Genomic DNA, 26571 nt, shown 5'->3' with positions numbered 1-26571 from the left:
TCGCAAAGCCGCCATGTTCAGGGATCAACGCAGGATCGGCGGGGCGTCCTTGGGTTGGCGTGCCGATTGCACACCAGCCTTCATCCCGACCCCAATACGCCGGGCCAGCGCGACCCATGGGGTTGCGGTTTCCGGGGGCAATGTCTGGGTGGCGACCTCTTCGAAGAGGTCCAGCCAATGGGCGAACATCTCGGGCTTCACGTCGGGCCGCTCGATATGGACGCGTTGGGGATTGCCGTCATAGCAGCGCTCGAACAGGATGGCGTTGCGCCAGAAGGCGGCGATCTTTTCCTCATGGCTGGGCCAGTCGGTGACATGGTTGCCAAAGACCGGACCCAGCACAGCATCCTCGCGCACGCGGGCATAGAAGGCGCGGACCTGAGTGTTGATCTGATCGGGCGTTGCCGGAAAGCGCGGCGGCAGGGCGGGTCTGGTCATGAGGGCACCGGTTTCGACTCTGTTCCGGGCCAATATCCCGTTCTGTCGTCACGCGACAGGCGTGGTTTTGTCGCGCTGATCCGGCGTCAGCAGATGCCGCAGCAGGGCGACCGGATGCGCCCGCAGGCTGAGGCGGGTGGCGACGTAATCTTCGACCACCTGCTCGCCCAACGTCATCTGCGGCAGATAGGCTTCGGGCTCATCCAGCGCCTCGCCCTCCAGATCCTGCGAAAACAGGGGCAAGGGTTTGGCGGTGGCAATCGCCTTGGCCTGCCACAGCGCCTCGCGCCGGGTCAGATCGCAGGCGGCGAAGGCGTCGGCTTCGGCCAGCCGCTCGATCACCGACGGGCCCAACCCCGCCCGGCGCCAGACGTCATCGACCTGATGGTAGCCATTGCCGCGCGCGGCGGTCAGCCAACTGGCGTCTTCCTCGCTGAGGCCCTTGATCTGACGGAACCCCAGACGCAGGGCCAAGCCGCCCTGGCCATCCGGCTCCATCACGTTGTCCCAGAAGCTGGCATTGATACAGACCGGGCGCACCGGCACCCCGTGTTCGCGCGCATCCCGCACGATCTGGGCGGGGGCATAGAAGCCCATCGGCTGCGAATTCAGCAGCGCACAGGCGAAGATGCCGGGGTGGTGGCATTTGATCCAGGCTGAGGCATAGACCAGCAGCGCAAAGCTGGCCGCGTGGCTTTCAGGGAAGCCATAGGACCCGAACCCTTCGATCTGTGAGAAACAGCGTTCCGCAAAATCCTGTTCATACCCGTTGCGCTTCATCCCGCGCAGGAACAGCGCGCGAAACTCGCTGACATTGCCATGCTTCTTGAAGGTTGCCAGAGACCGCCGCAGCCGGTCGGCCTGTTCCGGGGTGAACCCCGCGCCGACAATTGCGATCTGCATCGCTTGTTCCTGAAACAACGGTACGCCCAGCGTTTTACCCAGCACCTCGCCCAGTTCGTCCGAGGGGAAGCTGACCTCTTCCTCGCCATTCCGGCGGCGGATATAGGGGTGGACCATGTCGCCCTGAATGGGTCCGGGGCGGATGATGGCGACCTCGATCACCAGATCATAGAAATTGCGCGGCCGCATGCGGGGCAGGAAATTCATCTGTGCCCGTGATTCCACCTGAAACACGCCAACCGAATCCGCTTTGCACAGCATATCGTATACTTGGGGATCTTCGGGCGGCAGGGTGGCCAGCGTGTAGCTGGTCTGGTGGTGCTGGCCAATCAGGTCGAACGCCTTGCGAATGCAGGTCAGCATACCAAGGCTCAGCACATCGACCTTGAGGATGCCAAGCGAGTCGATATCATCCTTGTCCCAGCAAATGACGGTGCGGTCCTCCATCGTGGCATTTTCGATGGGGACAAGTTCGTCCAAACGCCCCTCGGTGATGATGAACCCGCCGACATGTTGGGACAGGTGACGGGGGAAGCCATCGATCTCATAGACCAAAGACAGGGTCTGTTTCAGGCGGCGATCTTCGGGGTCGAGGCCAATCTCGCGCATCCGGTGCGCCTCGAGCCCGACGGTTGAGAAGAAACCCCATAACTGTGAGGACAGCGCCGAGATCGTGTCTTCGGTCAGACCCATGGCCCGCCCAACCTCGCGAATGGCGCGTTTACCACGGTAATGCACCACCGTGGCGCAGAGGCCCGCGCGGTCCCGGCCATAGCGGTCGTAGATGTGCTGAATCACCTCCTCGCGGCGTTCGTGTTCGAAATCCACGTCGATATCGGGCGGTTCGTCGCGGGCCTCAGAGACAAAGCGTTCGAACACCATCGTGCCCAGTTCGGGGCTGACCTCGGTGATGCCAAGGCAGTAGCAGACCACCGAATTGGCCGCCGAGCCGCGCCCCTGACACAGGATATCGCGGGACCGCGCGAATTTGACGATGTCCCGGACGGTCAGAAAGTAGGGTTCGTATTTCAGCTTGCCGATCAGGGTGAGCTCATGGGCCAGCATCTTCCTGGCCTTCTCGGATGCGCCCGCCGGGTAGCGCCATTTCAGCCCCTCATGGGCCAGACGGTGCAGGCGTTCGGTTGGGGTTTCCTGCGCGCTGCCCTCGCTGGGGTATTCATAGCGCAATTCATCCAGCGAGAAGGTAAGCCGTTCGCTGAGGTCATGGGCGCGGGCGACAGCCCCTTCATGCCCCTTGAAGATGCGCAGCATCTCAGCCTCGGATCGCAGGCGCTGTTCGCCATTGGCCAGTGCGTCCCGGCCCAGATCATCCACCTTGCGGCGCAGGCGGATGGCGGTCAGCACATCGCCCAGTTTGCGGCGGGCTCCGTGATGCATCATCGGCGTGGCGCTGGCGAGGGTGGGGATGCCGAGATGTTTGGATTCAGTCTCTAATAAAGAGAAATAGATGCTGTCTGCGCCATCATACCGGGGGTGCATCAACAGATGCATCCGCCCGGCAAAGCGGCGCGTCAGCTGCTGCGCCTGTGTCCGCCAAGGGCTCGCGCCGCCCGGGGGTCGATCCGCCTGTGGCCAGAGCAGCAGGTGGAGACCGTCGGAAAACTCCAAAAGATCGGACAGGTGCAGGATGCAATCGCCTTTCTCGGCGCGCAGGCGGCCCGCCGACAGGATACGGCACAGGTTGCCCCAGCCCTGCCGGTTCAAGGGCAGGGCGGTGACAGTAGGTGCATCGGTAAAGATCAGTCGCGCGGCTGGGATCAGGCGGGGCACCGCATGGATGGGGTAAGAGGGCGGTTTGGGGATATGGTCCGGGCAGGGCGGGCCGATGGAGGTGTTCTGCGCCTCCCACTCCAGCCGCTCGCGGACCTTGCGGGCGATCTCGCGCCCTTGGGTATGGGCGCGCACGATTCCGGCGACCGAGTTGTCATCGGCAATGGCGATGGCGGGCAGGTTCAGGGTGACGGCACGCTCCATATACTCCTCGGGGTGAGAGGCCCCGGTGAGGAAGGTGAAGTTCGACGTGATCGACAGCTCGGCATACATGACGATTCCACATTATATTCACGTTTTGTTCTTTTTCGAGTCCTTTGCGCAGGAAACGGGTCGATTGAGGCCGATGAGGCGGGCAGGGTCAGGAAAAAGGAGGCCCGATATGTTCAAGATCACCGCATTATCCACCGACGATGTCCGCGCCCTTCAGGCAGGCGGCCCGGATGCCTATGGTGTCCCGCCCGAGCGGGCCGTTTCGACCGGCGCCGGCAATCCCTGCCGCCATTGCCTGCGCAACATTCCGGAAGGCGAAGAGATGCTGATCCTGGCGCATAGACCCTTTTTAGAGACACATCCCTATGCAGAAACCGGCCCGATATTCCTGTGCGCCGCCCCGTGCGAGCGGTACGAGGGAGCGGAACTGCCAGAGATCCTGACCACCTCGCCGGACTATCTGATCAAGGGGTATGGTGCGGACAACCGGATCGTTTATGGCACCGGGGCGATCACGCCTACGGATCAGATTGGCGCAAAGGTCCGGGATATCTTTGCCCGACCAGAGATTGCCTATATCCACGTCCGCTCTGCCCGCAACAACTGCTATCAGGCGCGGATCGACCGGGCCTAGGGTCAGGACCCTAGAGCCTGACCCGGTGCATCCCCCGGCGCGGCTGGTCTTGATCCTCGGCCGGTTCATTGGCGCGCGAAGATGTCAGAGCAAGGAAGACATCCTCGAGGTCGGCCTCTTCGGTCCGGACATCGCGAATGCGAATACCTGCGGCGCGGACGGATTCCAGAACCTGCTCGGCGCTGGTTTGGGCGCTGCGGTAGTTCAACACCAGATTGCCATCGTCGCGCAGGGTGGCTTCGACGCCCTCGGTTGCGGGCAAATCGGTGACAGGACGGTCGGGGACAATCACCATGGTGCGGCTGTCCATGCGGCCCAGCAGGTTTGCGGTGCTGTCCTGCGCGATCTTTTCACCGTGGTTGATGATGGCGATCTGGTCGCACATCTCCTGCGCCTCTTCCAGATAGTGCGTGGTCAGGATGATGGTCATGCCCTGTTCGTTCAGCTTGCGCACATTGGCCCACAGCATCTGGCGCAGCTCGATATCCACGCCCGCCGTGGGTTCGTCCAGCACCAGCACTTTGGGATGATGCACCAGCGCCTTGGCCAACAGCAACCGCCTGCGCATCCCGCCCGACAGGGTGCGGGCATAGGCCTCGGCTTTGTCGCTGAGGCCGACCAGTTCGAGGATCTCATCGCTGCGGCGTTGCGCTTTGGGCACGCCATACAGCCCGGCCTGAACCTCTAGCGCGCCGCGTGGGGTGAAGAACGGGTCGAGGTTCAGTTCCTGCGGCATCACGCCGATGGCGGCGCGGGATTGGCGCGGGTTCTGATCCTGATCGAAGCCCCAGATCGACACATTGCCCGAGGATTTCACCACCAGCCCCGCCAGAATATTGATCAGCGTCGATTTCCCGGCCCCGTTTGGCCCCAGAAGCCCAAAGACCGACCCGCGCGGGATGGTCAGATCAATACCTTTCAGCGCCTGTTTCTCGGGCTGGCCCTTGCCGCCGCGATAGGTCTTGCGCAGCCCTTCGATCCTGATTGCCGCATCGGCCATGTGGCTCTTGCCCCCGGTTTGCTCATCGCTCATAAACGCACCTAGTACATGCCCGCGAGGCCGACAACCGCAGAAGGATCGCCAGCCGTGACCATCGAAGCCCCGGAAACCAGGATCGTCGAAACCACCCGTGTCGCCTGTGACGGGGGTGAGGGCGCATTGGGTCATCCGCGCGTCTGGTTGCAGATCCCCGAGGATACCGGCTGGGTCGAATGCCCCTATTGCGACTGCAAATATGTTCTGAGGGGCACAGAGCAAGGCTGATCGTCCGCTGCTTCGGTCGCTGCCGAAATCTTGCCGCGTTTCTCATGGTAACTCTTTGGTGGGACCAACGCGGGTGAGTGCGATGACCGACATGACTGCTAAACAGAACGCCAGCCCGGTTTTTGGCTGGATCGGGTTTTGCCTGGCGGCGATGGCGTTGTTTGCCGCGCTGTTTGTGTTCTGGGCCGGGCCGTTTGCGCCGCAGCAATCAACCGGCGTGTCGCTGGGGGAACTGGCCGCCGAGATTGGAAAATCGACCCTCCGCGCTGCCGCTGGGCTGGAACAGCCTGAACCGGTCGCCCAAACCCGCGATCTGGACGATTTCCTGCAAATCGGCGTGGCCATGCTGGGCGGGCTGGCGATTGTTGTCTCGGTAATTGGCATTCTGCGCCACGAACGGATGCGCCCTGCTATCGCGGGTGTCTGCGTTGGCATCGGTGCGATCCTGTTCCAGTTCTTCGCCTTTGCCTTTTTCGCCTTCCTTGGCGTGCTGGTGATCATGGCGCTTCTGAACAGCTTCTCGGACGTTTTCAGCGGCCTCTTTGGTGGTTAACCCACGTTCCTGACTGGTCAGTCGCCTGCCCCTGTGGCAGAACCATCCCTGACCGACAGGGAGAGCGCGCATGAGCAATTTCGGAAAAGGGTGTCACCTGCATCTGATCGACGGATCGGCCTTTATTTTCAGGGCCTATCACGCGCTGCCTCCGCTGACGCGCAAATCCGATGGGCTGCCGATCGGGGCGGTTTCGGGGTTCTGCAACATGCTGCAGAAATATGTCGAAGGGAACGCCGGGCCAGATGCGCCGACCCATGTGGCGGTGATTTTCGACAAGGGCTCGCACACGTTCCGCAATGATCTGTACGATCTCTACAAAGCCAACCGCGAGGCGATGCCCGAGGATCTGCGCCCGCAGATGCCCCTGACCCGCGAGGCGACGAAAGCGTTCAACATCGCCTGCAAGGAGCTTGAGGGCTATGAGGCCGACGACATCATCGCCACGCTGGCCGTTCAGGCGCGTGAGGCCGGGGGTCGTGTGACCATCGTCAGTTCCGACAAGGATCTGATGCAACTGGTCGGCGACGGCGTGGAAATGCTGGATGCGATGAAGAACAAGCGCATCGACCGGGACGGGGTGCTCGAGAAATTCGGCGTCGGGCCGGAACGGGTGGTCGATGTGCAGGCGCTGGCCGGGGATTCGGTGGATAACGTGCCGGGCGCGCCGGGGATCGGGATCAAGACGGCGGCGTTGTTGATCAATGAATATGGTGATCTGGAAACCCTGCTGGACCGCGCCGAAGAGATCAAGCAGCCCAAGCGCCGCCAGACCCTGATCGAAAAGCGCGACCAGATCGAATTGTCGAAGAAGCTGGTGCAACTGGATGAGCAGACGCCTCTGGATTTCACCTTGGACGATCTTGAGGTGAAAGACCCCGAGCCGGAGAAGTTGCTGGCGTTTCTGGCCGAGATGGAGTTCCGCACCCTCACCAAGCGCATCGCGGATAAGTTGGGGGCTGAGGCTCCGGTGATTGCCGACGCGCCTGCGCCGGTCGAAGAAGTTGAAGCCGAGGTTATCCCGTTTGATGCCTCGAAATACGAATGCGTGCGCGATGCCGGGGCGCTGCAAAAATGGATCGATCAGGCCTATGAGCGCGGCTGGGTTGCGGTGGACACCGAGACCACCGGGTTGAATGAGATGATCGCCGATCTGGTCGGCATTTCGCTGTGCATTGAGCCGGGCGAGGCTTGTTACATCCCGTTGATCCACCGGCAAAGCGCGACCGATGATCTGTTTGGCTCGGACGCGCTGGCCGAGGGACAGATGCCGCTGGATGAGGCTCTAACCCTGCTGAAACCGGTATTCGAAGACCCGTCGATCTTGAAAATCGGGCAGAATATGAAGTATGATACCAAGATTTTCGCGCGCTACGGCATCGACGTGGCCCCCATCGATGACACGATGCTGATGTCTTACGCGATGCATGGCGGTGAGCATGGGCATGGCATGGACACGCTGTCCGAACGGTATCTGAGCCACACGCCGATCCCGATCAAACCGCTGCTGGGTTCGGGCAAATCGGCGATTACCTTCGACAAGGTGCCGATTGAAGAGGCTACGGCCTATGCCGCCGAGGATGCCGATATCACCCTGCGGCTGTGGAAGCTGTTCAAGCCGCAACTGCATCAGGTGCAGGTGACGACGGTGTATGAAACCCTCGAGCGCCCGCTGGTGCCGGTGCTGGCCGAGATGGAGATGCATGGCATCAAGGTTGACCGCGATGTTCTCAGCCGCATGTCCAACGCATTTGCCCAGAAAATGGCCGGGTTAGAGGCTGAAATCCACGAATTGGCCGGTGAGAATTTCAACGTCGGCTCACCCGCGCAGCTGGGTGAGATCCTGTTCGACAAAATGGGGCTGGAAGGCGGCAAGAAGGGGAAAACCGGGAAATACTCGACCGGGGCGGATGTGCTTGAGGATCTGGCGACCGAGCATGAATTGCCGCGCCGGGTGCTGGACTGGCGGCAACTGTCCAAGCTGAAATCGACCTACACGGATGCTTTGCAGACCCATATCAACCCCGATACCGGGCGGGTGCATACGTCTTATTCGATCACCGGGGCCAGCACGGGGCGTCTGGCCTCGACCGATCCGAACCTGCAGAATATCCCCGTGCGCACTGAAGAGGGGCGGCGCATTCGCGAGGCGTTTATTGCCGAGCCGGGCAATGTGCTGGTCAGCCTCGACTACAGCCAGATCGAACTACGGATATTGGCGCATATCGCCGGGATTGATGCGCTGAAACAGGCATTCTCGGATGGGTTGGACATTCACGCCATGACCGCGTCTGAGATGTTTGACGTGCCGCTGGACGAGATGACGCCGGATATCCGCCGTCAGGCCAAGGCGATCAACTTTGGTGTGATCTATGGTATCTCGGGCTTTGGTCTGGCGCGCAACCTGCGCATCCCCCGGGCCGAGGCGCAGGGGTTCATTGACCGGTATTTCGAGCGCTTCCCGGGCATTCGCCAGTACATGGACGATACGGTCGCCTTTGCCAAGGAACATGGCTACGTGCAGACCCTGTTCGGGCGGAAAATCCATACGCCCGAGATCAATGCCAAGGGGCCACATGCCGGGTTTTCGCGCCGGGCGGCGATCAACGCGCCGATTCAGGGGACGGCGGCGGATGTGATCCGGCGCGCGATGGTGCGGATGCCGGATGCGATCAACGGGCTGCCTGCCAGGATGCTGTTGCAGGTGCATGACGAATTGCTGTTTGAAGTGGCCGAAGATGCGGTGGATCAGGTGATCGGTGTGGCGCGCGACGTGATGGAGGGTGCATCGGACCCGGCCGTCAAGCTGGATGTGAAGCTGGAGGTGGATGCCGGGCAGGGGGCCAACTGGGCCGAAGCGCATTAAGGAAAGCGCTGCTCATCAGGCCCGGCGGGCCCTCTTCGCAGCGGGTCAGGCTTTGGGCCTGACCAGTCGGTCCACCAGCCGTTTCACTGCAGGCCCAAGAACCACAATGACCGCGAAGGCGATGGGCCAGCAGAACATCCACGAGGCCATCCAGTCCGAGACGGTGGTGGGCCCCAGCCCCACGGCCTTGACCGTCGCAATACCGGTTACGATGCAGGACATCAGCCCTGACATGATCAGGCAAAACACGACATGCGATAAGCGGGCGGCGGTCATGGGCATCATCCGTTCATTGGCCTTGGCAACATGTGGGGTATTTTGGCCGCAAATGCCAGTGGTTGCTGTCAGACTACCGCATCCAGCCCAGCGACTCCTCGGTCCGGCGCGTTGAAGGCGTGTATTCCGCGCTGACCCACCCAGCATAGCCGCTATTGTCCATCGCACTGAAAAGCCTGTCGAAATCCGTGTGTCCGCTGCCGGGTTCCGACCGACCCGGCGCGGCCCCGATCTGAGCGTGCACCACGCGGTCATGGTATTGATCCCAGACGGCCAACGCGTCGCCATGGATCATATCGGCGTGAAAGCTGTCATATTGCAGACCGATATTGCGGCGATCCACCTGGTCCAGAACCTCGGCCGCCAGCGCGTAGTCGTTCAGGAAGTAGCCCGGTTGGGACACCGGGTTCAGCGGCTCGATGGTGAACTGCTGGGTGGGCGCGATCTCGGCCGCCCATTGCAGGTTTTGCACGAAGCTGGCCATCGCCTGTGGCCCGGACGCATAGCCGGACATGATATGGATGATCTTCGGGCGCAGCGCGTCGGCGTAGCGCAGAACCCGGCGGATATCGGATTGAAACCGCGCCTCGCCGCCGGGCAGTGCTGCGTAACCGGGCTGCCCGCCGGTGTAGTTGGGCGGTGGGGCGTTGATCAGAACCAGTTCCAGCCCATTGGCCAGCAGGGCGCGGCGGGTCTCTTTCGCGGCCAGATCATAGGGGAACAGAATCTCGACCGCCATGAACCCGGCCTCGGCTGCGGCGGCAAAGCGATCCAGGTAGGGCAGCTCGGCAAAGAGCAGCGAGAGATTGGCGGCAAATCTGGGCATGAGCGGTTCAGGTGTTTGGTTCCCGGACCTTAGCGGGCGGGCGGTTTTCAGGAAAGTGACTGAAAACGACAGATTGTCGAAAATCGACCAGATCGAGGATCGGGTCTGAGGGACCATCCGCCTTAATGTGGCGAATCATTTCCGACGCCGCTTTGACAAAAAAGGCCCGATCTTTATGGCTTACAGCCCTGACCCCGCGCGCGGGACCGCATTATCTTTGCCCGCTGACCGCAATGCTGCGCTGTCCGGCAACGGGTTGGCGGTCGCGTCGATGCTGACATGGGCAGCGGGGTTTCCAGCGGCAGAGGTCCTGTTGCACAGCTGGCCTCCGATTGCGCTGTTTGCGGCGCGGATGGCGTTGGCTTTGGCCGTTATGGTTCCGATCTGGATCTGGCTTGACGGTCCGGCGCGGGTGCTGAACGCCCGCTGGGGCCGGGCGCTGTATGTCGGAGCGGTGGGGTTCGGCGGCGGCATGTTCCTGATCCTGCTGGCGCAAAAGCTGACCGATCCGGTGACGGTGGCGATCATCGCATCTTGCGCGCCTTTGGCCGCCACTTTGCTTGAAATGGCAACCGGCACGCGACGCCTGCGATGGAACTTTGCCCTCGGCGTCCTGGTCTCGATCATCGGAGGGATCATCGCCACCAGTGCGCTGGCACCGGCACAACTGGGTCTGGGGGCGGCCTGCGCGGTTGTATCCACGTTTCTGTTCTGCTGGGGCAGCATGGCCACAGCGCGCGACTTCCCTGAACTCAGTCAGATGGGCCGATCGACGATCACCTTCGTCGGCGCGTTGATGATGGCGGCAGTGCTGCTGTTGGGGGCGTATCTGCTTGGGTTTGATCTGCGCCCCTCACGGCCCGTTGATTTTGCCCAAGGCGGGATGCTGGTGCTTTACGCGCTGGTCTCAATGGGCATCAGCCAGGTGTTCTTCATTGCCGCTGTTGGCAAAATGGGCGTCGCGCTGACCTCGTTCCACATCAATGTCGCGCCCTTCTACGTCATGATCATCATGCTGGTGCTGGGCGAGGCATGGGACTGGACACGCGCGCTGGGCGCGGGGATCGTTGCTTTGGCGGTGGTGGTCGCGCAGGACCGCAGGTTCCCGCGCCCGGCCTAAACGTCGGTCAGTGCCTCTGCCGCAATCAACGGGAAAAACTGCCCGCCGGACCAGACACCGAACCACCCCTCGTGCTCGGTCCCGATATCGACCAGCCGGTAAAAACTTTTGCGGTCGATGCGCGCCTCAAGGTTGGCGCGGATCAATATATAGGGTGCGGGTTCCTCTGTTTCGGGATCGGTGACAATGCGGATGGGGTGGTCCGGCCCGGCCACTGCCGTATCGCCCACATGGGTTGTGAATGTCAGCTCTTGCGCCGCGCCGTCGCCTGTTTGGTCAAAGTCCACGGCGACAAACGGCGCGTCCTCGACAGTGATTCCCACCTTTTCGACCGGGGTGACGAGGTAGTATCTGTCGCCATCTTTCTTAAGAATTGAGGAAAATAGCTTTACCAACTCGAACCGGTTGATCGGCGACCCTAAGTAACTCCAGGTACCATCCCGTGCGATCCGGATGTCCAGATCGCCGCAAAACGGAGGATTCCACAGGTGAACGGGCGGTAAACCCTTGGTTTTGGCCGCTTTGACTGATGCAGCCAGACCATCCGGCGAAGGTTTCACAGGTTTTTGTCCGCTCATTGCTTTTGCCATTTCCTCTTAGCGCGATACACTTCATTTATAATAGTCCACGGAAGGGAAAGTCATGACCGAACCTGCCGACCTCGTGTCCGAGATCGAAGCGCTGGAAACAAAACTGCAAGAGGCCAAGTCCTCGATCACTCGCCGCTTCATCGGGCAGGAACGGGTCGTGGAGCTGACCCTGACCGCGCTTCTGTGCGGTGGGCATGCGCTGTTGATCGGTTTGCCCGGTCTGGGCAAGACACGTTTGGTCGAGACGCTGTCGACCGTGATGGGCCTGCATGGCAACCGTATCCAGTTCACGCCCGACCTGATGCCCGCCGATATTCTGGGTTCCGAGGTTCTGGACACCGCCGATGACGGCACCCGTCATTTCCGCTTTATCTCGGGTCCGATCTTTTGCCAGTTGCTGATGGCGGATGAGATCAACCGCGCCAGCCCACGCACCCAGTCGGCGCTGCTGCAGGCGATGCAGGAACGCACGGTGACCGTGGCGGGCGAGGATCGCTCGTTAGGTGTGCCCTTCCACGTTTTGGCCACGCAGAACCCGATTGAGCAAGAGGGCACCTATCCGCTGCCCGAGGCGCAACTGGACCGGTTCCTTGTTCAGATCGACGTCGAATACCCGGATCGCCAGACCGAGCGGGATATTCTGTTGGCGACAACAGGCGTCGAAGAGGACGCGGCGCATCAGATTTTCACCAAGGAAGAGTTGCTGGCCGCGCAGGTCCTGCTGCGTCGGATGCCGGTTGGGGACTCGGTCGTCGAATTGATCCTCGATCTGGTCCGCGCCTTCCGCCCTGATGAGCCCGGAGCCTCGGAACGTGTCGCCGAAACCGTCGCCTGGGGCCCCGGCCCGCGTGCGGCGCAGGCATTGATGATGACCGTGCGAGCGCGCGCGATGCTGCAAGGGCGGCTGGCCCCGAATGCCGAGGATGTGCTGGATATGGCCCGCCCGGTCCTGAGCCACCGTATGGCGCTGAACTTTGCGGCGCGGGCACGCGGCGACAGCTTGTCTGAACTGATCGAATCCACCGCCGCCGGTCTGATCCGGACCGAGGCCGCGGCGTGAATGCCGCGCTGACCCTTCGCGAAAGATCCGAGGCCGAGGCGTCCCGGCTGCCGCCCCTGTTGGCGCGTGCCGAACATCTGGCCGGGACCGTCCTGCTGGGTGACCACGGGCGGCGACGCTCGGGGTTGGGCGATGATTTCTGGCAGTACCGCCCGGCACAGATCGGTGACAGTCGGCGGATGATCGATCACAGGCGATCAGCGCGCGGTGATCAGCAATTTGTGCGCGAACGCGAATGGCAGATTGCGCAATCGGTGATGCTGTGGGTCGATCAGGGTGCCTCGATGCGCTTTGCGTCGAACAAAGAGTTGCCGACCAAGGCCGACCGGGCGCGTTTGCTGGGATTGGCAACCTCGATCCTATTGGTGCGCGGGGGCGAGCGTGTGGGCCTGACCGGGACCACCCTGCCGCCCCGGCGCGGCAATGCGCAGATCATCCGGCTGGCGCAGGCGTGGTCCGAGGATGCCGAACCTGACTATGCCCCGCCCGAACACCGGGCGATGATCCCGCATGCGCGGGCTGTTTTCATCTCCGATTTCCTCGGCCCGATGGATGAGGTCGAACTGGCCTTGACCAAGGCCGCCGACCGGGGCGTGCGGGGTGTGATCCTGCAGGTGTTGGACCCAAGCGAAGAGAGCTTCCCCTATCGCGGCCGCACCATCTTTGAAAGTGTCGGCGGCACGACCCGGCACGAGACGCTGAAGGCCGGAGACCTGCGTGATCGATATCTGGACCGGTTGGCACAGCGTAAGGACGCGCTGACCCAACTGTGCCGCGCAACTGGCTGGCAACTGGGCCTGCACCACACCGGAGACAGCGCACAAGCGGCTCTGTTATGGCTCTACCGGGCGCTGGACGGGGGCATGCGATGACGGTTCTGGCGGGCATCGGCTTTACCGCCCCATGGGTGCTGTTGGGTCTGCTGACCCTGCCAATCCTGTGGCTGATCCTGCGCGCCGTGCCGCCCGCGCCGATCCGGCGCTTGTTCCCGGCGGTAACTTTGCTGCTGGGGTTGAAGGATGACGAAAGCGTCTCGGATCGCACCCCGTGGTGGCTGCTCATGCTGCGCATGCTGGCGGCGGCGGCGATCATCATTGGGCTGGCGGGGCCGGTCCTGAACCCTTCACGCGATCAGACGGGCACCGGGCCGTTGCTGCTGGTGCTGGATGCAAGCTGGGCCGGGGCGACGCGCTGGTCGGCGACGCTGGACCAGATCGATGCGCAACTGACCGAGGCCGGGCGTGCAGGGCGTCCTGTCTCGATCCTGCGCCTGACCGAGCCGGAAACGCCGGTGTTTCAGGCGGCTGAGGCATGGCGGAACCGTTTGCCGGGGCTGGCACCGAACCCGTGGCAACCGACCGCAACGCAGATCGCACAGGTCTTTGCGGCGCTAGAGCAGGTCGAAGGCGGTTTTGACACCCATTGGTTCAGCGACCGGCTGAGCTATGAGGGTCACGCCGATTTAGTGTCTGATCTGCAATCCCGTGGCGAGGTCACGGTGTATCAGCCCAATTTTGGCGCAGTTGCTTTGTTGCCCGCGGCCTATCAGGACGGGGTGATCCAACTGACCGCGCTGCGGGCCGAACCCGGATCGGAACAGCGCGTCACCGTTCTGGCACAGGGTCGCGACCCGGCGGGGACAGCGCGCGTTCTGCAATCCGCAGAAATGACCTTTGAGAATGGCGCAACCGACGCGCGGATCGAACTGGCTTTGCCTTCTGAACTACGCGCCCGGATCACCCGGTTCGAGCTTCAGGGCCAGCGTTCCGCCGGGGCCGTCACCCTGACCGATGACAGCCTGCGTCGGCGCGAGGTCGCGCTGATTGCCGGATCGATCAACCGCGAAGGGTTGGAGTTGCTATCACCCTTGCACTACCTGACTCAGGTGCTGGTCCCCACAGCGGATTTTGTCGAAGGCGGGTTGCTTGAGGTTTTGCCTGCGAATCCGGATGTCATCGTTCTGTCGGATGTCGCCCAGATGTCGGCCATGGAAGAGGCTGATCTTACCGCATGGGTCGAACAGGGCGGGCTGCTGCTGCGCTTTGCCGGGCCACGTATGGCCGCCAGCGATCTGGGCCGCGATGAGGAAGATACGCTGTTGCCGGTAAGGCTGCGCAGCGGCGGTCGCACCGTCGGCGGCGCGATGAGTTGGGGTGAGGCCAAGACGCTGGCCCCGTTCCCCGAAGACTCGCCCTTCTACGGGTTGCAGATTCCGGGTGATGTTGTGGTTTCAACGCAGGTCATGGCGCAACCAGACCCTAATCTGGCGGATCGGGTGATTGCGTCGCTGTCGGACGGAACACCACTGGTTACGCGCAAGGCGCTGGGTTTGGGGCAGGTCGTGCTGTTCCACGTGACGGCGGATGCGGAATGGTCCAGCCTGCCGTTGTCGGGCCTGTTCGTGGAAATGCTGGACCGTCTGGCTGTCGCCTCGGCGGCCAAATCCCGGCAAGTGGAACAGTTGCAAGGCACCACGTGGGAGCCGGTTCAGATCATGGACGGCTTTGGCGTGCTGTCCGACGCGGGCACATTGGCCGGTGTGGACGGGGTGGAACTTGTCTCGGGTCAGATCGGCCCCGACATTCGCCCGGGCCTATATGAAAGCGGCAAGCAGAAGCTGGCGCGCAACGTTCTGTCCGAGGAGTCGGTGCTGAGCCCGGTGGTCTGGCCCTCGGACGTGCCGATCCGGGGGCAGGAGGTCACGACCGAGACGCCGTTGGGCGGCCTGCTGCTCAGCCTTGCGCTGATCCTGTTGACCATCGACGTGATCGCCTCACTCGCGCTGTCGGGTCGGTTGGGTCTGGCCAAGGCGACCGCAGCGGCCCTTGCGGCCATGCTGCTGGTGCCCGAGGCACAGGCGCAAACGCCGGATGAGACAGATTTCGCCCTGGCCGCCACCCATGAATTGGTTCTGGCCCACGTCCTGACCGGGGATCCTCAGGTGGACGATATCGCGCAGGCGGGCCTGCGCGGGCTGGCGCAAACGCTGTTCTACCGCACATCCGTGGAACCGGCGGAACCCATCGGCGTGGATCTGGAACGCGATGAGCTTGCCTTTTTCCCGCTGCTCTATTGGCCGATCACGCCTGATCAGTCGCAGCCCTCAGCCGAGGCTTATGCCAAGCTGAACGCCTATCTGCGCTCGGGCGGGATGATCCTGTTCGACACGCGGGACGCCGATATCGCAGGGTTCGGGGCCTCAAGCCCCAATGGGCGCAAGCTGCAACAACTGGCCGGGCCGCTGAATATTCCCGCGTTAGAGCCGATTCCCCGAGACCATGTCCTGACGCGGACCTTCTATCTGCTGCAGGACTTCCCGGGCCGTTATTCAGGCACCGAGGTCTGGGTCGAAGCCGCGCCGTTGGATGCGGAACAGATCGAGGGGATGCCCTTCCGTAACCTCAACGACAATGTGACGCCGGTGGTGATCGGCGGCAATGACTGGGCCGGGGCCTGGGCGGTGGACCGCAACGGGCAGGCCCTGCTGCCGGTGGGTCGCGGCTATGCGGGTGAGCGTCAGCGCGAACTGGCCAGCCGCTTTGGCGTCAATCTGGTGATGCATGTGCTGACCGGGAATTACAAATCCGATCAGGTGCATGTGCCTGCTCTGCTGGACAGGTTGGGACAATGACCGGAACCGTCATATTCGATCCGCTGATCCCATGGCCCGTTCTGGCCATTGTCGCCGCGCTTGCGGTTGGCGGGGTGATTCTGGCCGTCTGGCGCGGCCTGTCCGGCTGGGCGCTGCGGGGCCTGGCGGCTTTGGTGTTGATCGCCGCGCTGGCCGGTCCTGTGTATCAGATCGAAGACCGCGCGCCGCTGACCGACATTGTTCTGATGATCAAGGATGAAAGCGCCAGTCAGACGCTTTCCGACCGCGCGGATCAAACTGCCGAGGCCGCCGAGGCGCTGGCCGCCGAGATCGAATCCCGCGACAACACCGAGCTGCGCCGCATTCGCGTTGGCGACGGGGACGGTGATGAGGGTACGCAGGTGATGGCCGCCGTCAACGCCGCTTTGGCCGAGGAACCGCGCGCACGGATTGCGGGCGTTCTGGTCGTCTCGGACGGGATCGTGCACGATGTCGATCAGGCCCCGGACCTGCCTGCGCCCCTGCATCTGCTGCAAACCGGGCGCGAAAACGACTGGGACCGCAGGCTGATCGTCCGCAACGCACCCGCCTTTGCCATTATCGGTGAGCCTGTGACCCTGACCCTGCGTGTCGAGGACAGCGGTGCCGCGCCGGGCGGCGCGCCCAACGCGCCGCTTCAGATCTCGGTCGACGGTGGAGAGGCGGAAGAGTTCCGCATTCCGATCGGTGTGGATGTGGAACTGCCGATCACGCTGCCCCATGGCGGGCGCAACGTGATCCAGTTCTCGGTCCCGCAGGCCGAAGGCGAATTGACCGACCGCAACAACACTGCGCTGATCCAGATGAACGGCGTGCGCGACCGGCTGCGCGTTCTGCTGGTTTCGGGCGAGCCGCATCCCGGTGGCCGTACATGGCGGAACCTTTTGAAATCAGACAGTTCCGTTGATCTGGTGCATTTCACCATTCTGCGCCCGCCGGAAAAGCAGGATGGCGTCCCGGTCGATGAACTGTCACTGATCGCCTTCCCGACGCGCGAGCTGTTTCTGGAAAAGATCAACGATTTCGATCTGATTATCTTTGACCGCTACAAACGTCGCGGCATCCTGCCCGCGATCTATCTGGATAACGTGACCGATTACATCAACGGCGGCGGTGCTGTGCTGATCGCGGCGGGTCCCGATTTCGCCAGTGCAGACAGTATCTTCCGCTCACCGCTTGCGCCCATCCTGCCCGCGCAACCCACGGCGCGGGTGATCGAGGAACGCTATGTGCCCATGGTCAGCGATCTGGGGCATCGGCATCCGGTGACCACCAATCTGGGCGATTCCGAGGATTGGGGCGCATGGCTGCGTCAGATCGATGTGAACCAGCGCTCGGGTCAGGTTCTGATGACCGGTCTGGACGAACGCCCGCTGCTGGTACTGGACCGCGTGGGCGAGGGGCGCGTGGCGATGCTGGCCTCGGACCATGCCTGGCTGTGGAGCAGGGGTTACGAGGGTGGCGGGCCGCAGCTAGAACTGCTGCGCCGGTTGGCCCATTGGATGATGAAAGAGCCCGAGCTTGAGGAAGAGGCGCTATGGGCCGAGGCCAATGGTCAATCCATGCGCATCATCCGTCAGACGCTTGAGGATGAGGTCGGGCCGGTCACAATCACCCGCCCCAATGGCGAGACGCTTGAGATCACGCTGGACGAGGTCACTCCGGGCCGGTTCGAAGCGCAGTATTTCGGGCCTGAGATCGGCCTCTACCGCTTGCAGGAAGGCGAGTTGATGGCGGTGATCGGCCTTGGCCCCGCTGCACCCAAGGAATTTGAACGCACCATCGCCACCGGCGATGTGCTTGATCCTGTAATCGCGCAGATGCGTGGCGGGGTGATCCGGCTGGAAGATGGCTTGCCCTCGATCCGCAATGTCCGGGCCGGGCGTCCTGCGGCGGGACGCGGCTGGATCGGTTTGACCCCGCGCGAGGCTTATGAGACTCGCGATGTCACGCAGGCCGGGTTGCTGCCGCCTTGGCTGGTTCTGTTGCTGGCGGGTGGGTTCCTGCTGGGTGGTTGGCTGCGCGAAGGCCGTCGTTAGTCTTCGCTGAAAATAACGCTGACCGATGGGTTCCCCGGCAGACCCTCATAGCTGACGGACGCGCCGCCTTTGCCTTTGGCCGGCGGAAACAGCGGACCAAAAGAACCGACTGAAACCATGTCGCCGGGCTTAAAGGTGATGCCTTTGGAGGTCAGCCAAATCACGGCATTGGCCGGATGCCCCAGAACTGCCCGCCCCGGCGCTTGCGCCAGTATTTCGCCATCTGCTGCGCTGAGCGTGACCGTCATGTCACCCAGCGCCGTTGTCATGGCCAATGGGTCCGTTACGGCGATTTCCGAGCCTAACACGCCCAGTTTCGGCCCCACACCGATGGCCGTAAGGGTCACAGGCGTGATGGGTTGCCCCTCGGCCAGTGTCAGATCGGGCAGTTCGATGAACGGGCGAATGGCCGAGACGTTGCGGATGACCTCCTCGGGCGTTGTGGCCTGATTGATCGCGGGGTCGCCGACGACAAGGATCAGGTCGGCCTCGAATACGGGTCGGGCCCCCCAATTCGCCGGAACCGTGGCCCCATCGTCCCGCATCATGTCGCGATACAGAAGACCCTGAACCGGTTCGGACGCCCCGAACCGTTCCTGCGCCGGTGCGCTGGTCAGGCCCGCTTTGTAGCCGATGACCGGGCCCAGATGCGGTTCCATGACCTCGGCCAGCTTGGCCTGGGTACACAGCGCATCCTCCATCGTTCCATCCGGCGACAGGGCGGCGGTTGCAGTATTGGAGAGATAGTCGCGCACAAAGGTCTCGATCTGCGCGTCAGAGGCGCAGTCCGCAACTGCCTGAGAGGCCGTCATCGCGAGCGCCAGGGTTATCCACGTCCGCATATCGATCTCCTTTCAGTCGATCCTGACCGAAACCCGGTCAGACGCGCCATGGGCGTCAACCACCACCAGCGCGGAAAACCCCGGCCCCGGGTTGGGTATTTCGAACTCACGGTGCCGCTGTCCGGTCAAAACCGGAACCCCGTCGGCCAGCAGGGAAAACGGCCCGACCCCGCCGCGCAGCTTGACCGTCAAAGGGGCTCCGTCGGTCTCTAACACGGCATTGTTTGGCGGGAAGATCACGTCAGGGGCGCTTGGGTCATCTTCAAACGCAGCCCCGCGCGGCTGAAACCGTTGCAGGGGTTGCGGCAATTCGGCGGCTCCGACAATCAGGGTGGATGGGGGAGGCGGGCGCAGCGGAACGGGGATGGGTTTCAGATGCCCAAACGCCTCGAACAGCAGGGGCGCAGCCAGTTCGCCGCCAAACGCGCCGGGCACCGGCGTTCCGTCGGCACGGCCCAGCCAGACACCGATCACATGCTGGCCGTCAAAGCCAATGGCCCAGGCATCCCGATGCCCGTAGGATGTGCCGGTCTTGTAGGCCAACCCCTGCGCGGCGGCCCCCGGTGGCGGGGCGAGTCCAGCCAGTACGTCGCTCACCTGCCACGCGGCGACGTCCGACAGGGCGCGGGCGGTTTCGGTCCGCTCGGCCAGTGCGTCATGATGCAGAACCGGCCCTTGCCCGCCTGCCGCAAGCGTGGCGTAGAGTTGCACCAGATCGTGCAGGCTAAGCCCCACACCACCCAGCGAGATGGCAAGGCCCGGTGTCCCGCCGCCAAGTTGCGGATCACTTCCGGCCTGTTGCAGCGCGGCCATCACCCGCGCGGGACCAAGCGCGTCGGTCAGGCGCACCACCGGGATGTTCAGTGACAATTGCAGCGCGTCACGCACCCGGATGTCCCCCCGAAAGACACCATCGAAATTGCGCGGCGCATAGCGCCCGAACATCACCGGGCTGTCGCTGATCAGGGTTTCGGGATGGGCCAGCCCCTGATCGAAGGCCAGCCCATAGATCATGGGCTTCAGCGTAGACCCCGGCGACCGCAATGCGCGGGTCATGTCGACAAAGCCCTGCCGGTCGTCCTGATAGCCCGCCGATCCGACCGAAGCTAGAATCTCACCACTACGGTGATCCGCCACGATCAGGGCACCGGAGATGCGCGGCCCCGCCTGATCGGCGGCCTGAGCCACCAGCGATTCCAGCCGGGCCTGCAACCCGGCGTCCAATGTCAAATCCAGCGCCTCGGTCTCGGGGTTTGCGCGCTGGGCCCGGTCGGTCAGATGAGGTGCGAGGCGCGGGAAGGCCTTCATCTGCGTGGGAACCGTTTCGGTCAGCGCGCTGAGCATCTGGGCGTCAGACAGCACCCCATGCCGCTGCATCCGTCGCAGAACCCGGTCGCGCGAAATCCGGGCGACCTCGGCGGCGCGGTCGGGTCGCCGCGTTTCGGGGGATTGGGGCAGGGCGACCAGCAACGCAGCCTGTGCAGGCGTCAGGCGAACCGGGTCTTTGCCGAACCAGGCGCGGGTGCCCGCCCGGATGCCTTCCAGATTGCCGCCATAGGGTGCATGGGTCAGATACAGGCCCAGAATCTGATGTTTGCTCAGGCGTCGTTCCAGCGCCAAAGCGACCCTAACTTGGCGGATCTTGCCGCTCCAGCGCCCGGTGGGGCCGTCCTCGATCAGCCGCGCGACCTGCATGGTCAGGGTCGATCCGCCCGAAACGGTGCGCCCGTTCCACAGCGCCTGCCCGGCCGCTCGGATCATCGCCATTGGATCAACGCCGGAATGGGACCAGAACCGTTTATCCTCGTAGCGGATCAGCATGTCGGTAAAGGCGGGATCGACCGCGCCGGGGCGCAGTCGCCAGATCCCGTCTTCGACCGGGAAGGTGCGCAACAACGTGCCGTTCCGGTCCCGCATCTCGACCGAGGTTTCCGCCAGAACCGGGGGCAGGACGGTTGCATCCACCCACTCCGCCGCCCGGTCCCGCGCAAAGGCGGTCAGATAGAGCACACCGGCCAGCGCCATCAATATCGCGGAGCTTCTAGGCATCCCGACGCTCTGCCAGTTGATATGTCGGGCGACCGATCACCGAACCTCGATCTGCCCGGTTCCGGTCCGGGCGCGGTTTTGCGGGCGGTACATATCCTCGACCGAGGCCGCCGGGTGGTGGAACGTGCCCGGCGTGACCGCGCGGGCCACATAGGCCAGCGTCACGGTCTCACCGCCGGACAGATCAACCGCGGCCAGAAACCGGTCCGAGCGGAACTCGGTATGCGTCGCCTCGGACAGGTCCAGCCAGTCCAGCGCGCGCACATCGCCCGAGCGCAGCAGGTTCGGATTGTCGATCTCGATCCCCGCTGCCAGAGGATCATCCACCATCAGCCGCGCGCCCCCGCGCTCAAAGGGTGTGACCGTCAGGACCGTGACAAACCGGTCGCCGGTGGCGAAGTTGGTCGGGTCCAGCGGCTCACCATCCATCGAGTAATAGCTGCGCTCGATTGCATAGCCGGTGCCGCCTGCCTCGGGCGGTGTGGTCGGGATGCCGGTGACGGTCAGCGTGATGTCGGTTGGGTTTGCGTCTGTGGTGGTGATGTTTAACTCATCCGTCAATCCGCTTTCCAGCACCTGAACGAAGGGCCCAGAGACCGGTGCGCCGTTCACCATCAGCCCCGACCCGGACGGGTCCGACACCAGCGCGTGAGCTGCCAGCAGGGACCACGAGGCCTCTTGCGTCGACAGATACCCGCGACCGGCGCTGACGCGCTGGATCAGGGCGTCGCGGTCCACGGCCTGACTGCCCGCACCCACGGCCAGTGTCAGCAGACCGGCGGCGTCGCGCAGATCGGTGCCGTAATCTGCACGCCACAGGTATTTCTCTTGCGCGGGGCGGCGTTGCAGCATTTGGGCGGCACGGGCGAACATGGCGTCAGCGCGGGTCTGATCCCCATAAGAGGCCAGCGCCGCCCCCAATTGAGCCGCAGCCAGCGGAGTGTCGAACGCGTCGCCCTTGGCGTCTGCGTAGTATCGCAGATCGCCCATCGAGGCCGCCCCTTCGCGCGCCAGCACCATCAGGGCATAGGCAATGTCCTGACCCCCCTTGTCGAAGTCGGGCGCATAGTTGATGCGGTTGCGCAGGTTGTCCATGGCTTGGGCAAAGGCGCGGTCGGACACCGGGTGCCCCTGCGCACGGGCGCGCGACAGGAAGTCGGTGACATATGCGTCCAGCCAGAAATCCCCGCTGCCCGCGCGCCACAGGCCAAAGGCGCCGTTCGGGGCCTGCCGGGTCAGGATGCTGCGGATCGAGTCGGTGATGCGCTGATCCACCGCCGGGCCATCCCCCAGCCCCGAGGCTTGCGCGACCGATGACAGATAGAGCAGGGGCAGCGCCTTGCTGGTGATCTGTTCGGTGCAGCCATAGGGGTAGCGGTTCAGTTGGTCCAGCAAGCCGGGCGTGTCGAATTTCGCCAGCGCTCCGGCGGACAGGATGGCCTTGGCCGAACCGGGCTGGAACCCGTCAAACACATCCTGTGTAAGCAGGAAACTATCGCCTTCGCCCAGCGAAAACCGCCGTGTTCGAGCCACAGCAGGGTCATTTGCACGGATAGGCAATCTCAGGGTCTGCGATAGATCGCGGCCATCCGGAGTGGTGATCGCAACGCTGATTTCAGGATCGCCAACCGCAAGAGCGCTGACCGGGATCTCGAACGTGGTTTTGCCGCCGTCTTCCAGCACGAAACTGCTGGGCGCTGAGCCCAGTTGCAGCGTGGATGAGGATGTCAGCCCCAGTGCCATTTCCCCGCTTGGCCCGTCGGCATGGACGATTTCCAACAGCATTCGGCTTTGATCGCCGGGGGCTAGAAAGCGTGGCAGGCTGGCGGTGACGACCACCGGGTCGCGGACGATCATTTCGGCCTCGGCCTGACCGACGGCAGCGTTTGACCACGCCACAGCCATCAGGCGCACGGTTCCGTTGAAGGCGGGCAGGGGGATGTCAATCTCGACCTCGCCATTTGCATCGACCTGAACCGGTCCGCTGAAAACGGCCATCAGGTCCTGCGTTGGTGGCGGAGATTGTCGGCGTGTGCCAGCGTTGTCACCGCCCGAGCGGATCGTTCCCATCGCACCGTTCATGCCATCGATCAGACGCCCATAGACATCGCGCAGGTCCACGCCCAGACGACGCTGGCCAAAGAAATATCCCTGCGGGTCCGGGGTTTCGAATCCGGTCAGGTTGAGGATGCCCACATCCACAGCCGCCAAGGTCAGCCAGACCGGGTCGCCTTCGCGCGCATTTTCGACCCTGATACGGGCTTTTTGTGTTTGCCGCGGCGCGGTCACCTGGGGCACGTCGATGGCCACATCCAGCATGCGCCCCACCGGTTCGACCGTCGCATGGGCCACACCCATGGCCCGCGCCGGGTTCTGGCCTGCGGCGACGTCCATCGGGCGGATCACCGTGGCGGTGACATAGGCGCCCGCGCCCCAGTCTTCGGTGATTTCGATGGGGATCACGGATTCGCCTTCGGGCACCTCGACCATCTGGCGGTGGATCAGGCGGTTCGATAGCACTTCGATCTGTGCCATACCGGCCATACGTGGGACGATCCGCAATTGCGCGGTGTCGCCGGGGCGATAGCTGTCGCGGTCCAGCGACATCTCCAACCGGTCGGGCGAGGTGGATGCATCTGCCGCCTGATACCAACCTGCCGAGAACTCAACCGCCGTCTCGGCGTAAGCGCCATCAAGGCGTTGAACGACCAGTTCATACTGCCCCCAATCTACGGGCTGCGTCAGGGTCAGCGGGTCTGTGGTCGTTTCGACCTCACCCGTGGCAATGCGGGTGCGGCGGGTGGTCGGCTCCCAATTCCAGTCGCCGTATAGCTGGTACCACTGATAGCGGGTTTCCACCTTGTTCAGCGTCCAGCGCAGGCGCATGGGTTCCGGGGTCAGGTCGGGCGACAGGCCGACGATCTGAAAGGCGGCCTCGGTCCCCTCGGGGATCACATCGTCGAACAAGGGCCGGACACCGATCATCGCTTGCGCAGATCTGACTGGGGCTGTCAGCCGACGCTCCACCGGACGACCTGATCCATCGGACAGACGGGCGATGACAACCGCTTCGACCGGAGCGCCATCGGTCTCTAACACAGGGATTTCCACGGCAATTGTGACTTGCCCGGCGGCATCCGTGCGGGCGTCACCGAAATAAGTGCTTTTGGTCGAGGTTTCGGCGTCGTACCGGCCAAAGCGATAGGTTTCATAGCCGGGAACGGTGTCCGCAGGGCGGGCGATGACCTGACCGTCGATGCCCAGATCCGACCCCGGCGCGCCGAACAGATAACGCGCGTCGATCTGCAAGGGCGGCGTGTCGCCGGGGCGCAGCGGGGCGTCCGGCAGGGTCAGGTCAAAGTCGATGCGTTCGGGCAGGAAATCCTCGATCAGAACGGTTTGGCGGGCCAGCGCCGCGCCCTTGGGATCGGACTTGATTTCGATCTTCCACGCCCCGCGCGGCACATCGGCCGCGACGGGCAAAGCAAAGACATGCCCCCCGGCGACCCCACCATCCGAGATTGCGCGGCGGTACTCCACCCCATCCGGGCGCGAAAGAATGGCCGTCAGCGGCAGGCCGTCAATCGCCTGCGCTGTGCTATCGCGCGTCAACGCGGTGACATGGATCACCTCGCCCGCGCGATAGGCCCCCCGGTCGGTGGTCAGGAACACATCCACCGGCCCGGCAGGCGCGCGCCCTTCGACCCCGCGATCCGAAAGGTCAAAGGCCGGGTCGGTCAGAGACAGAAAGCTGAAATCTGTATCCCCGTCGGATACCATCACCAAAGCAGGCGCGCTTGCGCCCGTGCCGCGAGTCAAACCGGGTTCAAACCGCACGTAGCCACTGTCATCGGTCTGCGCCTGGGCAATCACGGCATTGGCGTTGGACACTAGCGAGACGTCGATCCCCGCCCGAGGCGCGGCATCATGAAGCCCACGCACGGTCACATGCAGACCGTCAGTGCCCAAAGCCGTGCTGATCCCCAGATCGGTCAGGACAAACCATTGCGTCGCACCCGGATCGTCATAGGGATCGACGCCCGGAACACGCGCCGTCAGCGCGTAGATGCCTGCGGGCTGCTCGGCAATCGCCTCGGCCATCGGCAGACGGGCGGTCATGGTTTGGTTCAACTCGTTCGAAATATCAGCTGTGCCGGTCCAGATATCCTCGGCGATCTCTTCCGAGAACGTCTCTTCCTGCCAATCGCTTAGCGGGCGGCCAAAGAAATCCTGCTGCACCGCGCGGATCAGGTTGCGGTCACTGACACGCCGCAGGGTCAGGTCCAGAGATGCGGTATTTACCGTTTCGACCGGCAGGGCGGCATCCGCCGATTTCGGCAGCACATAGCTGCGTCCGGGAAAGCGGACCGACGGCGCGCGATCCCGCACGTAATGCGTCAATTCCACCGTGCGGTTCAAAGCCTCGCCCGATGCGGCTGGAAGCCCCTCACGCAAGCTCAGACGATAGCGTTGGCCGTGCGCCACGCCATCAACGCAGAGGTTTTTGCCTTCAACCTGCACCACCAACCCCTCGGTGCTGCGCTGCACATAGGGGTCATAGTCGACCCCGGCCTTGACCAGCGGTTCCGAGAACTCAACACAGATACGCGGCGCGGCGGCGTTGCTTTCAACGGTGCTGTCGATGACGCGGAAGCCATATTTCCCGATTGCCTCATCCAACGCGGCCAGCACATCCGCACGCGGCTGAACCTGTTCCGCCAGACGCAGGGCAGACACCATGTCCCGCCCGCGATCCGCCGCTTCCAGCGCGTCCGCCAGGATCATCAAAGCCGCGATCTGAGTCCCCGGCGCATCCGAACGTAGATACCCGTTGACGGCTGCGTTCAGGGCACGTTCGCGCAACTCACGCCCTTCGCGATAGCCATTGGGGTCCAGGCCCAGCAACAGCCTTGCATATTCCGCCCACAATTCTGGCGCGTCGCTCAGGGTCACAGCCGCCCCGGTCCAGAGCATTGCCAACCTGTCGGTATCCGCGTTCCGCGCCGCCTCCAGCAAAGTCTGCAGATCACGATCCCCGGCATTGTGCAAAAACCCAAGGTCGCGCGCTTGCCGTGCGGCCGCGTTGAGGTCTTTCTGACGGATGAAGGTCATTGCCTCCGCGCGCGTTTTCGCCAGTGTTAGGGTCTGTTCCGGCGTCGCCACCTTCTGCGCCGACACTGCGCCCTGATAGGGCTCCTGCCGGTTCACGCCGCTTTTGGGAAAACAGGCATCGGATCGGGTGTTGTAGGTGAACGCTGTGCATTGCTGATTGGCCGAGCACGCCCGAATGCAGGATTGCAGATCCGTGTCGAACAGCGCGTCCAGATCCGAGCCATAAAAATCCGCATCCCGCGTGGTGATATAGCGGAATTCCGGCACCGCTGTCTGTGCCACTGACGCCATGGGCAGGATCAGCAAAGAAAAGATGTAAGCAATTGAAATAAAAACAAAGCGGTGCATCGGGACCTCCTATTCC

Annotated in this window: 18 protein-coding genes; 9 read left to right on the top strand and 9 right to left on the bottom strand. The window is 63.3% G+C overall.

Annotated features, from left to right (window positions below):
* Positions 1-24: 24 nt before the first annotated feature.
* Both ACR0C9_RS08075 and ACR0C9_RS08070 read right to left on the bottom strand, forming a co-directional pair.
* Positions 25-438 carry a group III truncated hemoglobin gene (locus ACR0C9_RS08075; RefSeq protein ID WP_170453533.1) on the bottom strand — a complete coding sequence of 138 codons (414 nt, stop codon included), beginning with the start codon at positions 436-438 and terminating at the stop codon, positions 25-27.
* A 48-nt stretch (positions 439-486) separates the two neighbouring features.
* The gene (locus ACR0C9_RS08070; RefSeq protein WP_480780757.1) at positions 487-3405 is read right to left on the bottom strand and encodes an error-prone DNA polymerase; all 2919 of its coding nucleotides are present in this window, start codon (positions 3403-3405) and stop codon (positions 487-489) included.
* Between the two features lie 109 nt (positions 3406-3514).
* Between ACR0C9_RS08070 and ACR0C9_RS08065 the strand changes: the two genes are divergently transcribed.
* Positions 3515-3979, top strand: a complete 465-nt coding sequence (locus tag ACR0C9_RS08065) for a DUF1203 domain-containing protein (RefSeq protein WP_480780756.1) — start codon at positions 3515-3517, stop codon at positions 3977-3979.
* A 10-nt stretch (positions 3980-3989) separates the two neighbouring features.
* Here ACR0C9_RS08065 and ACR0C9_RS08060 read toward each other — a convergent pair whose 3' ends face one another.
* Positions 3990-4979 (bottom strand): ABC transporter ATP-binding protein, encoded by a 990-nt coding sequence (locus ACR0C9_RS08060; RefSeq protein ID WP_480780862.1) that lies wholly within the window; start codon positions 4977-4979, stop codon positions 3990-3992.
* 87 nt (positions 4980-5066) lie between these two features.
* Between ACR0C9_RS08060 and ACR0C9_RS08055 the strand changes: the two genes are divergently transcribed.
* The 3 genes from ACR0C9_RS08055 (at position 5067) to polA (ending at position 8662) form a co-directional block, all read left to right on the top strand.
* Positions 5067-5243 carry a zinc-finger domain-containing protein gene (locus ACR0C9_RS08055; RefSeq protein WP_480583615.1) on the top strand — a complete coding sequence of 59 codons (177 nt, stop codon included), beginning with the start codon at positions 5067-5069 and terminating at the stop codon, positions 5241-5243.
* A gap of 91 nt (positions 5244-5334) precedes the next feature.
* Positions 5335-5796 carry a hypothetical protein gene (locus tag ACR0C9_RS08050; protein ID WP_480780755.1) on the top strand — a complete coding sequence of 154 codons (462 nt, stop codon included), beginning with the start codon at positions 5335-5337 and terminating at the stop codon, positions 5794-5796.
* Positions 5797-5866: 70 nt separating this feature from the next.
* A complete protein-coding gene (polA, locus tag ACR0C9_RS08045) occupies positions 5867-8662 on the top strand; it encodes a DNA polymerase I (protein ID WP_480780754.1) in 2796 nt (931 codons plus the stop codon).
* Between the two features lie 45 nt (positions 8663-8707).
* On the opposite strand, the gene ACR0C9_RS08040 is transcribed toward polA, so the two are convergent.
* Both ACR0C9_RS08040 and ACR0C9_RS08035 read right to left on the bottom strand, forming a co-directional pair.
* Entirely contained in the window at positions 8708-8938 is a 231-nt protein-coding gene (locus ACR0C9_RS08040) for a DUF2798 domain-containing protein (RefSeq protein WP_170453539.1), read from the bottom strand.
* Positions 8939-9011: 73 nt separating this feature from the next.
* A complete protein-coding gene (locus tag ACR0C9_RS08035) occupies positions 9012-9764 on the bottom strand; it encodes a hydroxypyruvate isomerase family protein (RefSeq protein ID WP_480780753.1) in 753 nt (250 codons plus the stop codon).
* 175 nt (positions 9765-9939) lie between these two features.
* On the opposite strand from ACR0C9_RS08035, the gene ACR0C9_RS08030 reads away from it, so the two are divergent.
* Positions 9940-10884: a DMT family transporter gene (locus ACR0C9_RS08030; protein WP_480780752.1), complete on the top strand. Its 945-nt coding sequence runs from the start codon at positions 9940-9942 to the stop codon at positions 10882-10884.
* Here the strand turns inward: ACR0C9_RS08030 and ACR0C9_RS08025 are convergent.
* Positions 10881-11462, bottom strand: a complete 582-nt coding sequence (locus tag ACR0C9_RS08025) for a DUF1285 domain-containing protein (protein ID WP_480780751.1) — start codon at positions 11460-11462, stop codon at positions 10881-10883. The genes ACR0C9_RS08030 and ACR0C9_RS08025 overlap by 4 nt on opposite strands.
* Positions 11463-11526: 64 nt before the next feature.
* Here ACR0C9_RS08025 and ACR0C9_RS08020 point away from each other — a divergent pair, with 64 nt between their 5' ends.
* Genes ACR0C9_RS08020 through ACR0C9_RS08005 form a run of 4 tightly spaced genes read left to right on the top strand, consistent with a single transcriptional unit; the run spans position 11527 to position 18204 of the window.
* A complete protein-coding gene (locus tag ACR0C9_RS08020; protein WP_170521152.1) occupies positions 11527-12534 on the top strand; it encodes an AAA family ATPase in 1008 nt (335 codons plus the stop codon).
* On the top strand, positions 12531-13406 hold the full coding sequence (locus ACR0C9_RS08015) for a DUF58 domain-containing protein (RefSeq protein ID WP_170623331.1): 876 nt from the start codon (positions 12531-12533) through the stop codon (positions 13404-13406). The genes ACR0C9_RS08020 and ACR0C9_RS08015 overlap by 4 nt, the downstream gene beginning before the upstream one ends.
* Complete coding sequence (locus ACR0C9_RS08010; protein ID WP_480780750.1) at positions 13403-16165, top strand: DUF4159 domain-containing protein; 2763 nt, start codon at positions 13403-13405, stop codon at positions 16163-16165. The genes ACR0C9_RS08015 and ACR0C9_RS08010 overlap by 4 nt, the downstream gene beginning before the upstream one ends.
* On the top strand, positions 16162-18204 hold the full coding sequence (locus ACR0C9_RS08005) for a hypothetical protein (protein WP_480780749.1): 2043 nt from the start codon (positions 16162-16164) through the stop codon (positions 18202-18204). The genes ACR0C9_RS08010 and ACR0C9_RS08005 overlap by 4 nt, the downstream gene beginning before the upstream one ends.
* On the opposite strand, the gene ACR0C9_RS08000 is transcribed toward ACR0C9_RS08005, so the two are convergent.
* Genes ACR0C9_RS08000 through ACR0C9_RS07990 form a run of 3 tightly spaced genes read right to left on the bottom strand, consistent with a single transcriptional unit; the run spans position 18201 to position 26555 of the window.
* The gene (locus ACR0C9_RS08000) at positions 18201-19046 is read right to left on the bottom strand and encodes a fumarylacetoacetate hydrolase family protein (RefSeq protein ID WP_170623326.1); all 846 of its coding nucleotides are present in this window, start codon (positions 19044-19046) and stop codon (positions 18201-18203) included. The two genes, ACR0C9_RS08005 and ACR0C9_RS08000, sit on opposite strands and share 4 nt — an antisense overlap.
* Positions 19047-19058: 12 nt before the next feature.
* Positions 19059-21095 (bottom strand): penicillin-binding protein 1C, encoded by a 2037-nt coding sequence (gene pbpC, locus ACR0C9_RS07995; RefSeq protein WP_480780748.1) that lies wholly within the window; start codon positions 21093-21095, stop codon positions 19059-19061.
* A gap of 36 nt (positions 21096-21131) precedes the next feature.
* Positions 21132-26555, bottom strand: a complete 5424-nt coding sequence (locus ACR0C9_RS07990) for an alpha-2-macroglobulin family protein (RefSeq protein WP_480780747.1) — start codon at positions 26553-26555, stop codon at positions 21132-21134.
* Positions 26556-26571 lie beyond the last annotated feature (16 nt).

The sequence above is a fragment of the Ruegeria sp. C12 genome (genome assembly GCF_056537745.1).
This window is presented reverse-complemented; position numbering and strand designations above follow the sequence as displayed.